The organism is Pseudoalteromonas rubra, assembly GCF_005887095.1.
Taxonomy (GTDB): domain Bacteria; phylum Pseudomonadota; class Gammaproteobacteria; order Enterobacterales; family Alteromonadaceae; genus Pseudoalteromonas; species Pseudoalteromonas rubra_E.
This window is the reverse complement of sequence record NZ_PNCI01000111.1, coordinates 1-11,588: the sequence shown is the minus strand read 5'-3', so window position 1 is coordinate 11,588 and position 11,588 is coordinate 1. Positions and strand designations below refer to the sequence as shown.

General features: G+C 47.9%; 10 protein-coding genes. 7 read left to right on the top strand and 3 right to left on the bottom strand.

Translation table 11 applies throughout. The features are described 5' to 3' along the window. From djlA to CWB99_RS23395, 3 genes are all read right to left on the bottom strand, one after another. Positions 1–868, bottom strand: an 868-nt coding sequence (djlA, locus tag CWB99_RS23405) for a co-chaperone DjlA (protein WP_138553637.1), incomplete at its 3' end; no start/stop codon positions are given. Then, entirely contained in the window at positions 858–1,535 is a 678-nt protein-coding gene (gene murU / locus CWB99_RS23400; RefSeq protein WP_138553638.1) for an N-acetylmuramate alpha-1-phosphate uridylyltransferase MurU, read from the bottom strand. The genes murU and djlA, both read right to left, overlap by 11 nt. Then, positions 1,532–2,560 carry an aminoglycoside phosphotransferase family protein gene (locus tag CWB99_RS23395; RefSeq protein ID WP_138553639.1) on the bottom strand — a complete coding sequence of 343 codons (1,029 nt, stop codon included), beginning with the start codon at positions 2,558–2,560 and terminating at the stop codon, positions 1,532–1,534. The genes murU and CWB99_RS23395 overlap by 4 nt, the downstream gene beginning before the upstream one ends. Before the next feature lie 97 nt (positions 2,561–2,657). Between CWB99_RS23395 and lptD the strand changes: the two genes are divergently transcribed. The 7 genes from lptD (at position 2,658) to CWB99_RS23360 (ending at position 11,349) form a co-directional block, all read left to right on the top strand. Continuing rightward, the gene (gene lptD, locus CWB99_RS23390; RefSeq protein ID WP_138553640.1) at positions 2,658–4,940 is read left to right on the top strand and encodes an LPS assembly protein LptD; all 2,283 of its coding nucleotides are present in this window, start codon (positions 2,658–2,660) and stop codon (positions 4,938–4,940) included. Between the two features lie 14 nt (positions 4,941–4,954). Beyond that, a complete protein-coding gene (surA, locus tag CWB99_RS23385) occupies positions 4,955–6,241 on the top strand; it encodes a peptidylprolyl isomerase SurA (protein ID WP_138553641.1) in 1,287 nt (428 codons plus the stop codon). 13 nt (positions 6,242–6,254) lie between these two features. Further along, complete coding sequence (gene pdxA, locus CWB99_RS23380) at positions 6,255–7,247, top strand: 4-hydroxythreonine-4-phosphate dehydrogenase PdxA (RefSeq protein ID WP_138553642.1); 993 nt, start codon at positions 6,255–6,257, stop codon at positions 7,245–7,247. Continuing rightward, positions 7,244–8,050 (top strand): 16S rRNA (adenine(1518)-N(6)/adenine(1519)-N(6))-dimethyltransferase RsmA, encoded by an 807-nt coding sequence (gene rsmA, locus CWB99_RS23375; protein ID WP_138553643.1) that lies wholly within the window; start codon positions 7,244–7,246, stop codon positions 8,048–8,050. Before pdxA ends, rsmA begins: the two co-directional genes overlap by 4 nt. After that, positions 8,034–8,423 carry a Co2+/Mg2+ efflux protein ApaG gene (gene apaG, locus CWB99_RS23370; RefSeq protein ID WP_138553644.1) on the top strand — a complete coding sequence of 130 codons (390 nt, stop codon included), beginning with the start codon at positions 8,034–8,036 and terminating at the stop codon, positions 8,421–8,423. Before rsmA ends, apaG begins: the two co-directional genes overlap by 17 nt. Further along, positions 8,423–9,220, top strand: a complete 798-nt coding sequence (locus CWB99_RS23365; RefSeq protein WP_138553645.1) for a symmetrical bis(5'-nucleosyl)-tetraphosphatase — start codon at positions 8,423–8,425, stop codon at positions 9,218–9,220. Before apaG ends, CWB99_RS23365 begins: the two co-directional genes overlap by 1 nt. Before the next feature lie 113 nt (positions 9,221–9,333). Then, the gene (locus tag CWB99_RS23360; RefSeq protein WP_138553646.1) at positions 9,334–11,349 is read left to right on the top strand and encodes a methyl-accepting chemotaxis protein; all 2,016 of its coding nucleotides are present in this window, start codon (positions 9,334–9,336) and stop codon (positions 11,347–11,349) included. The last annotated feature ends 239 nt before the right edge of the window (positions 11,350–11,588 follow it).

Genomic DNA, 11,588 nt, shown 5'->3' with positions numbered 1-11,588 from the left:
AGCTGCTGCGTTTTTGTTTCAGTAGCTCATAAGCTGATTGAATACTCTGACTCTTGCGCTTGGCAATTTCCATCATATGCTCAGGCAGGCCCTGAGAAACCAGTTTGTCAGGGTGATGTTGTGCCATCAGCTTGCGATAGGCACGCTTGATATCTTTGTCCGATGCGCCATCGCTCAACCCCAATACTGCCAGTGCCTCATTGCGAGATACCATCGACTGCTGAGTTGCCCCGGAGGAGCTGCGGTGTTGTCTTTGCTGCCCCTGACTATGACGTTGCTGAGACTGCCACTGAGCACGCTGCTGTCGAAACCGGAATTCAGCCTGATACCGCTTAAGTAAAAAGCTAAACTGAGTCTGGGAAATCCCCAGATATTTACTCACCTCACGCAACAGAACCTGTTCCTGCTCCGAGACATGCCCGTCAGAAAAGGCCATTTGGATTTGGATTTCCAGAAACAACTGCAACAGGTCATAGCGTCTGGCAAAGGCTTCCCGGACTTCCCGAACCGAGTCTTTAATAGAAAAGTCAGCGTCCTTTCCGGCCCGAAAGGCATGCTGTGCCTCACGCCGATCGTCACCAGCCAACGCCATTTCATCCATAAAAGCGGTCGCGGCACGGATATGAACCTCACTGACTCTGCCATTGGATTTAGCAATGTGCCCCATCACAGAAAAGCAGCTAGAGAAAAACAACGCCTGACGCTCACTGAGATCATCACCATTCAAAAACCCCTGAAAGCCGCCTACTTTGTCGAAATCCTGCCTAAGGCTTTTGTCAAATAAGTGACCCAGGTAAAACCCCAGGATGGCACCCAGCCATTTGCCAAATAAAAAGCCAAACCCTGTGCCTAATAACTTACCCCACATGCACCTGCCCCACTGCTTTGTTGATCTGCGCCAGGCGCTCCGGAGTACCTATATCATGCCACTGTCCCAGATAAAGCTCCGTTGAGATCTGCCCTTGCGCCAACCCTTCTCTGAGCAATGGCCCCAGTGCTAAAAACTGTTCATTGACAGCGCTGAAAAAGTCTTTGTGATACAACCCAATGCCAGCAAATGTGTACGCCTGCGTGTTGGTGAATTGGTGGGCAAGAGGAAAATCTCCCTGTGGATTGTGAGGAGGGTTTTCCACTAACACCAGATGCGCCTCACCAGGTAATAAGTGCAGGCGAGACAAATCGTGCAAAGCATAGTCTGTAAAAATGTCGCCGTTAATTACGATGAATGCATCTTCGTCTTCACACAACAGGGGCAAAGCCCTGACGATACCGCCTGCCGTTTCCAACCCGCCTTCAGGTTCTTCTGAATATTGAATAGATACCCCATACGCGCTGCCATCGCCAAAATATGCACGTATTTTGTCACCTTGCCAGGCCAGATTAATCACGATATCAGTGATCCCAGCCTGCACCAGACGTATCAGATGGTGCTCCAGTAAGGGCTTGCCCGCGACCTCCAGCATAGGCTTTGGCATCATCGCCGTCAGTGGCATCATACGCTTGCCCCGGCCAGCGGCCAAAATCATTGCTTTCATTTACGTTGTTCCAGCTTTGCTTTTACCAGAGGTATTATCTCGGATTGTACACAAGTTGCAAGCCACTGAAATGTATCAACACATTTTGCTGCGTCATACACATATTGCAGTGTCGGCAGGATATTCTGTAAGTAACCAGGTTTACCATCGCGCAGATACAAACGCGCAAATATCCCGGCCGCCTTGAGGTGTCGCTGTAACCCAGTCAGCGCCAGTTGTTGCTGATAATCTGCATAGCTACGATCAGCAAGAAGCCCCGCCTTACTGAGTACTTCAAAACTGTACCGTTGCAGATGCTCAAACTGATCTTGTGGCAAGGTGTGGTAACAATCTTTGAGTAACGAAACCACATCATAACAAACCGGTCCCCGCACAGCGTCCTGATAGTCTATGACCACCCATTGCTGTTGATGCCACATAATGTTTCGGCTGTGAAAGTCCCGATGCATAGTGACCTGAGTCTGTCCCTGCATAGCTAAGATCAGTGTTTCCTTTAAAGCGCGCCACTGCCGCTGCCAACTTTCACTGATTTCATAACCCAGCCAGCGAGTAAGTAACCACTCACTAAAAATATCCAGTTCCATATCAATGAAAGCAGCATCATAGGGCTTCATATGGGGACTTAGTGGCAGACGAGCGATGTCAGGTAGCATCTCTATTAGCGTCTCATAGTATCCAGGTACGTCCTGCTGCGCGCCCAGCCTGTCGGCCAAATGCACAGTACCCAAATCCTCTAACAGTACAAACCCAAGTGCACAATCTGCCGCCATGATTTGCGGTACGCGCACCGCACCTTTGTTGAACAACGCATTTAATTCAACAAATGCCTGGACGTCTCCCATCTCTGGGGCTACATCCAATAAAATTAATCTGCTGTCTTTATGGATGACGCGAAAATAGCGGCGGAAACTGGCGTCTCCGTCAAGGGCAGTAACCTGCTCCGGGACAGCATTATAATACTTATGCAAAAAGGCCGCTCTGGCTTGCGCGCGCAGTGCAGCCTTGGGTGACGGGTTTTGGGTCATTTTTCTTACTATTTCCTATTCTTAACTACTGTAATTAACACGCTTTTCATTTATTATGTCTGGCTTGAAAATGAATTTCGGCAAACAAGGTTGATAAATGAGCAAAGCTTGGGGCCTTTTCGTGCTTCCCCTAATCAGTACAGCGACTTTTGCTAATTCGAACATTGATGGCCTTCAGTGTAAAGACTACTTTCAGCCTAAAAACTGGCAACCCATCGCTGACTTACCAAGTGGCGCCATCGACATTCAGTCTGATAATGTAGAGCTACAAGGCGTCGACAGCGCAGAGTTTAGCGGAAATGTTGTGATCAGCTCCAATCTTATGAGCTTATCCGCTCAGGCAGCACTGATAGACAAACAACAGGGACTACTCAATGCCACCGGCCCACTGGTCTTTCAGGATGAGTATACTCTCGTCAACAGCACTGGCATGTTTGCCAATTTAAAAGAATATGAATTCAGCCTGCTCGGTGCCGATTACTGGCTGACTCAGCAAAACGGTCATGGTAGTGCCGAGAAACTGCACGCGACAACCAGCCAGGTTGATCTGCTTAATTCCAGCTTTACCACCTGTCCGGGAGAAACCCCCTTCTGGTCAATCGAAGCCAGTAGTATTGTTATGAATCGTGACAGTGGCTGGGGAGAGACACACAACACCATACTGAAAATTCTGGATACCCCAGTAGTTTATGTGCCTTATTTCACTTTTCCTATTGATGATCGCCGAAAGTCAGGTGTGCTCACTCCGACTATCAGTAGCTCGAGTCAACGCGGCCTGGGTGTTGCTATTCCCTATTACATAAATATTGCTCCAAACTACGACGCAACCATCACGCCACGATATATGTCGAAAAAAGGCACGCAACTCATTTCTGAGTTTCGTTATCTGACCCGGCAACATCAAGGTCAGCTTGCCATCGAGTTTTTAGAGCAGGATGATTCAGCAAAGCAGCTCAATGAAAGGTATTTGGTTAACTGGACGCAAAACAGCTATTTTGATGAAAACTGGCGTGCCAGTGTCGACATTACCAATATCAGTGATGATGCCTATATTTCAGACTTAGATTCTGATTATGCCAATGAAACAGACACCCACCTATATCGTACAGGACAACTCAGTTATCTTGGAGACGAGTGGGCCATTGATCTGAAAGTGCAAAACTTTGAGGTGCTGGGTAATCATACAGAATCGTATGCCGTACTGCCGCAGCTTACCATCAACAATGTCTCGCACAATTACCAGGGCTTCAATTGGGGGCTGACGGGCCAAATTAGTCACTTTACTAACGATCAATTAACCGTCACCGATGCAACCAGAATACACCTGGAACCCAGTGTGTCATATGACTACAATGCCTATGCTTGGTCATTTGCATCGAATTTAAGCCTGATGCACACCTATTATGAACAGGACGGTGACGAAGCATTTGCGCAATCGCAATATAAGAAATCTGTATCGCGTACCATACCGAAACTACGGCTGCATGGTCAGCTGAACCTGGAAAGACAAACAAGTTTTATTCTTGAACAGGGTACCCAAACATTGGAGCCTCAAATCCAGTATTTGTATACTCCAAGAAAGGATCAGTCGGGTATCGCTTTGTATGACACAATCAAGATGCAGGACGACTTTTTTGGGTTATTCCGGGAACAACGCTTTTCAGGCGTCGATTTTATCGCTCAGGCAAACCAGTTTACCCTTGGCGCAACCACTCGCCTGTTCGATAGTAATCATAGTGAACGTTTCAACTTCAGCATGGGACAGATCATCTATTTGAGTGACTCGGCTAAACCAACAGAGCAATCTCTTGAAGCGAATATACTGACACTGAATAACCCGGAATTTGGCAGCAAGAACTACAATGCCTTGTTTGCTGCAGAGAGTATGCTGCACTGGCACCGTCGATGGTACTTTTCCGCGGGTCTGCAATATGATGCTGATGAAAAAGAGCTGATCCAGTCTCACATGACGCTGGACTACCGCGGCAGTAACAAAAAATTAGTTCAATTGAACCATCACTATGCCAGTGATGTCTCAGGATATGAAATTGATCAAATCGGCTTGTTTAGCAGTTTACCTATAGATGAGAACTGGCAATTCGTTGCCAGCTATCACCGTGATCTGACAGCAAACCGAAGCGTTGAAGTGTTTGCCGGGCTCCAGTACGAATCATGCTGCTGGGCTGTACGCATCACAGGCAAACGCCAAATACAAACGGATCTCAATCAAACGATATCGCGTGATGACGCAATTTTTGACACAAGCTTTGGTATCAATTTTGTGTTAAAAGGGTTAGGCAGCAAATCAAGATATGATGCTAGCCAGTTACTACGTTCGGGTATCTTTGGTTACCGCAGACCGTTCTTTTTAAATAATTAACAACAAAGACTCTTATGAATTTAAAAAAGCTGTTATTAGTTCCACTATTAAGTATGACGCTGGCACAGCCGGTATGGGCCGAGCGTATCCAGTTGGACAAAGTTGTCGCGACGGTTAACGACGGCGTGGTGTTAAAAAGTGAAGTAGACAAAATTCTCAAGCGCGTGAAAGAGCAAGCAGAACAACAAAATACAGAGCTCCCCTCTGATAAGGTTTTGCAGATCCAAGCCGTGGAAAAATTGATCGACCAAGTGCTAATGCAGCAATTGGCAGACCGTATGGGCATGGAAATCTCTGACGCCCAGCTGGATCAAACACTGGCCAGCATGGCTAAAGATCAGGGTGGCACAATCTCAGATCTGCGTAATTCAATTGAAGCCGCAGGTGAGAGCTTCCAGGCGTATCGGGAAGAGATCCGTACCGAGATCATGATTTCACAAGTGCAGCGCGCAGCTGTTGATCGCCGCATTTACATCAGCCCGCAGGAAATTGCTAACCTGCAGAAAATATTAGCAGAGCAAACGGGTCAATCAGAAGAATATGACATTGGCCACATCTTGATCAAAGTTGACAGTAAAGCCAACCCCGAAGACATTCAAGCCGCACGTGAACGCGCAGACAAGGTGATGGAGTTTCTTGATGAAGGTAAAGAATTCAAGCGTATCGCTATTGCTTCGTCAAGTGGTGCAAAAGCGCTGGACGGCGGACAGCTTGGCTGGATGGGGATCAATGAAATGCCAACCTTGTTTGCTGAAGCAGTAAAAGGCAAGCAGAAAGACGATATCATTGGTCCACTTCGCTCAGGTGCTGGTTTCCATATCCTGAAGGTTCAGGACATTCGTGGTCGCCAGGTAGTTGAGCGGGTAGAAGTACGCTCACGTCACATCCTAATCAAACCGTCCATTATTCTAAGTGAAGAAAAAGCGCGAGATATGTTAGCTGGTTTTGCTGTCGACCTTCGTGAAGGCAAAGCTGATTTCGCAGCCCTTGCAAAAGAGCATTCGGAAGATCCTGGGTCCGCGCTGAAAGGCGGTGAATACGACTGGACAGATCCGACAACCTATGCACCTGCATTTCGCGACGCTCTGCTATCTCTGGAACAAAATGAGATAAGTGACCCATTCAGAAGTAGTTTTGGCTGGCACATTGTACAGTTGCTTGACAAGCGCGTTGCTGATAAAACAGAGCAAGCAAAAGCAAACCGTGCCCACCAACTTCTGTTTCGTCGTAAGTTTAAAGAAGAGAGCTTTAAGTGGATGCGCGAAATGCGCGAACAGGCACACGTAGAAGTAATCGACTAATAGAAGAACTAAGATGAGTTTAAGAATCGCAATCACCCCCGGTGAACCGGCAGGGATAGGACCAGATCTGGTTATCAAACTTGCGCAACACGACTGGCCAGCTCAGCTGGTCGCCGTTGTTGACAAAGATATCATGCTACAACGTGCCAGGGAGCTAGAGACGGCCATTAAGCTCATTCCGTTCGATCCCAATGCCCCAGCCACGGCAGCACCGCCTGGAAGCATCTATTACCTTCAAGTCGACAAAGGCTGCGACGTCATCCCTGGAGAGCTAGACGAGCGCAATGGTCAGTATGTATTAGATACTTTACGTATTGCCTCTGAAAAAAACATGGACGGCACATTCGATGCGGTCGTCACCGGGCCCGTTCACAAAGGGATTATTAATCGCGCGGGTATTTCGTTTAGTGGCCATACTGAGTATTTTGCTCAGCAATCTAACACCCCTGATGTGGTCATGATGTTGGCTACCGAAGGGCTACGTGTGGCGCTTGTAACGACTCATATTCCCCTGGCTTACGTGTCTAAGGCCATTACCCATGACAGACTCACTAAGGTTGCACATATCCTTTATCAGGACTTGCAAACCAAGTTTGGCATTGAGCAACCAAATGTATTGGTATGCGGGCTAAACCCACATGCTGGTGAAGGTGGTCATCTGGGCAATGAAGAAATAGATACCATAGAGCCGGTGTTGGCCGAGCTCAATGCGCAGGGCATGCATTTTGTTGGCCCACTCCCCGCCGACACGCTATTTCAGGCGAAATATCTCGAAAATACCGATGCCGTGTTGGCAATGTATCACGATCAGGGCTTACCTGTGTTAAAATACAAAGGATTTGGCAATTCGGTTAATATTACCCTCGGATTGCCCTTTATCCGCACTTCTGTAGACCATGGCACAGCACTCGATCTCGCCGCCAGTGGCAACGCAGAAGTCGGTAGTTTCGAATTAGCGATCCGCGAAGCAATTAAGCTCGCCACCGAGAAAACACAGAGTTCATGACAGATAAAGTACATTTGGGCCACCGAGCCCGTAAACGCTTCGGCCAAAACTTCCTTAACGACAGCAACATCATCGATAAGATTGTGACGGCTATCGATCCCAAGCCCGGAGACAATCTGGTAGAGATAGGTCCAGGCTTGGGCGCCATCACTGAGCCCGTTGTCGAGCTGAGTGACCAGCTAACTGTTGTGGAACTGGATCGCGATCTGGCAGAGCGCCTGATCCACCATCCTTTTATGGGACCCAAACTGACGGTACATCAGGGCGATGCCATGAAGTTTGATTTTTCTTCACTCCTTAAAGGCGAAGAGAAATTAAAAATTTTTGGTAACCTACCCTACAACGTCTCTACCCCACTGCTTTTTCATTTGTTTGAATTTGCGGATCAGGTTGAGCACATGCATTTCATGCTGCAAAAAGAAGTTGTTAACCGCATGGTTGCCGGACCGGGCTCTAAAGCGTACGGTCGTTTGAGTGTGATGACGCAATATTATTGCCATGCTATTCCTGTCATCCAGGTACCACCAACATGCTTTAAACCTGCGCCTAAAGTGGACTCTGCTGTAGTAAGGCTGATCCCTAAAGATGCACAACAACGTAGTGCAAAGAGCACCAAAGTGCTCAACACTGTGTGTCTTGAAGCTTTCAATCAAAGACGCAAAACGCTACGTAACAGCTTGTCTAACTTAATGACAGCCGAGCAACTGAGCGACCTTGGGGTCGACCCGGGTTTACGTGCCGAGAATATTTCCCTTTCGCAATTTATTGAGATAGCAAACTGGATCTATGACAACAAAGAGTGAGATCGGCTCACCGATCAAAGTAGCTGTAGAGACCTTTTATGTTGAAGGTCAATCTCAGCCAGAAAAAGACAAATACGTCTTTGCATATACCATTACCATTAAAAACCACAGCTTGTGCAATGCCAAACTGCAAAGCCGTTACTGGTTGATCACCGACGCCAATGGCAAAGAAACCGAGGTCGAAGGTGATGGCGTGGTCGGCGAGCAACCAACCATTCGCCCGGGAGAAAGCTACCAATACACCAGCGGTGCGGTGTTGGATACGCCCGTTGGCACTATGGAAGGCTACTATGTCATGCGCAACGAATTTGGTACCGAGTTCCGGGCGCCTATTCAGGTATTCAGACTGAGTCGCCCGGATATCCTGCACTAATGGCCAATTATGTGGTCGGTGATCTGCAAGGCTGCTTTGCACCATTAAAGCAGCTATTGCAGGAGGTCGCCTTTAACCCTGCGCGTGATCACCTTTATCTGGTTGGTGATATCGTTGCCCGGGGTCCCGATTCCCTCGGCTGCCTTGATTTTGTGTTTCGCCATCAGGATTGCATCACAGTTACACTTGGCAACCACGACTTGCACCTTATCTGCAATGTATTGCTTGGTAACGCCCCAAACCCTAAAGACAAACTTGATGACTTATATAAGCACAGCAAATTGCCAGCATACCTGCGCTTTTTAAGCAGTCAGCCATTGTGTGTCTACCTGGAAAAATATCGTACCTTTATCTCCCATGCCGGTATTCATCCCGAGTGGCAGATTGAGCAAGCCCTGGCATTAGGGCAATGGGCACAACAAAAGTATATGGGCAGTGAAGCCAGTCACTTCCTGCCGGCCATGTATGGAAAAGAGTCACACCTGGTATTGGAGAAAGATGAACAAAGTCGTTTTAATACCATAGTCAATGTGTTTACCCGAATGCGCTTTCTGACTGCTCAGTGGCATCTCGATTTTGACAATAAAGGTACGTTAGATGATGCTGGTGATTTGCGCCCCTGGTTTACTCATCCCCGCTTTCGGGCTGACCCAAATCGTTACGTGTTTGGTCATTGGGCCGCCCTGCAAGGCATCACACATGTACCCAATGTCACTGCTTTAGATACAGGATGTGTATGGGGTGGACCGATGACCTTGCTTGATTTAGACAGAAATGAGCAAATTTCGAGCAATTAACTGTTTATCAGCCGATTTTACTGAATTTTGAATTCACATCTGCTATAAAATACTTAACTATCGCGCAATAAATCCGATAAGCATTCATTCAGCTTTAATTTGATGGTACCCGTATGAATTTGACTGTAAGCCAACGTATCTGGGGTGGTTTTATAATAATCACTCTACTCCTGTTGATGATCGGAGGAAACTCGCTGCTAAGGATCGCCAATATTGATAATTCCACAAGACTGGTTAATTCGCTGTCATTGCCCGCGCTCGACAGCAGTGCTGCCTTACAGATCGAATTTACTCAAATGAGTAAACTTGCTCAGGGCAGTTACTTTACCCAGTCACCCGACGAGCTTAATTCACTTAAGGCAAAATTTAATGAGCGCCAGCAAGCGTTTAATAAAACCTTTTCTGAACTGGGTGCTGTGGTTGACCAAGATCCAGGTCTGGCACAAAGCAAACGCCAGGTCGAAACCAGCTTTAAGCAATTTTCAACCTCAGTGCAGGACCTGCTCAGCAATAAAGCCCGTGAGCTCATGCTGGTTAAAACGCTCAAGCAACAACTTGAAGACACTGAAATGGCAGCGGAAGATGCCACTACCGTAGTGCTAGACATCCTGGACCTGGATGGCTTGCAAGAAAATGACAACCGTGCTTATCAAGCCGCGACCAAACTGGAGAACCTGTTTAGCTCAGCGGTGACTACCAGCACAGATATGATGACCATCAAAGAGCGTAACACCCTGGACATAGTCGAAAAAGAACAAGCTTACGTCCTGGAAGAGCTGGAGCGCAATATGGCGCTGATGACATCGACCGTCACGCAACTTGATAGCACTCTGGCAGACGATTTACAGCAGTACTACAGTGACCTCCTTGCGCAGTTAAAAGGCTCAAACGGCATCGCTGGCAATGTAGGTCAGCTGATCACCGCAAGACAGAAAACCCGCTCTGAGCTGGATGCTGCAGAGACCACCACTAATGCAGCTTTAAAGCAGCTTGGCGAGTTGGTTGCACAATCCAAACAACTGGCGTTTGATATTCAGGACGAAGTACGTGCAGACGTAACCTCTGCAAATATGTGGACCTGGGTGGGCATGATCATGGCAGCCCTGTTAGCCATTGTGATTGCTTATTTGACTGTCAGCCGTATTACTAAACCACTGGCAGAAGTGAACCGGGTACTTAATATTGTCGCGCGTGGCGATATGACTCAGACGCTGGATGATTCAGCAAAAGATGAGTTTGGTGAACTGGCACGCAGCTGTAACAGCCTTATCGCCAGCCTGCGTGAACTGATCACAGGTATTGTGTCGCGTTCAACCCAGCTGGCAGCAGCCTCGGAAGAGACCTCAGCCATCACCATAGAGTCTAGCCAGGCGATTAAGAGCCAGCAGTCTCAGGTTGAACAAGCAGCAACTGCAACCACGGAAATGAGCAGCACAGCCCATGGGGTGAGCAACAGTGCCCATCAGGCGTTGCAGGAAATCAAGAACGCCGATAAAGAAGCTGAACGTGTGAAAGGCATTTCTCAGGACAACAAACACACCATTGAGCAACTGGCTCATGAGGTGGAAGCCGTCTCTGAGGTGATCAACAAACTGCATCAGGACAGCTCGGCCATCGGCGGGATCCTGGATGTTATCCGCGGTATTGCAGAGCAAACCAACCTGCTGGCACTCAATGCAGCCATCGAAGCAGCACGTGCTGGTGAACAGGGTCGTGGTTTTGCCGTTGTTGCAGATGAAGTTCGCTCTCTTGCCAGCAAGACGCAAGAGTCAACCCAAGAGATCCAGGCCATGATCGAGTCGTTGCAAAGCGGTGCTGAAGAAGCCGTTAGCGCTATGTCGAAAGGTCAGCAACAGGCTGAGTCATGTGTTCATCAAAGTGATGTGGCCAATGAGGCACTGAACTCTATCACCGATGCGGTCTCACGCGCACACGATGTCAGTGAAGAGATTGCCAATGCAGCCAATGAGCAGCAGCAAGTGTCGCAGGAGATCAGTGAGCGTCTTGAGTCTATCGTGACCATCGCCGAGCAAACAGCAGAAGGCGCAAACCAGACCTCTATTTCTAGCTCTGAAGTGGCCAAGCTGGCCGAAGAGTTGAGACAGTCTGTCGATCAGTTCAGAGTCTAATTTCAGACTTGACCCAATCAAAAAGGCCCGCTCTATGAGCGGGCCTTTTCTTTTTAATACCAATTTGCTTAATTAAGTGTTCTATTTTGAGGCGAGAAAATAGGGTCGATAACACCGCTCTCGCGTCCTGCTATCGCTGAGGCACCTACATCCATGTAGGCGAGGCAAAAATTTTGCTATTTAGTTGTTCTAAATGAGAAATTTTTAACGCCGTTAGCGTCATATTTGCTCCTTCAAAT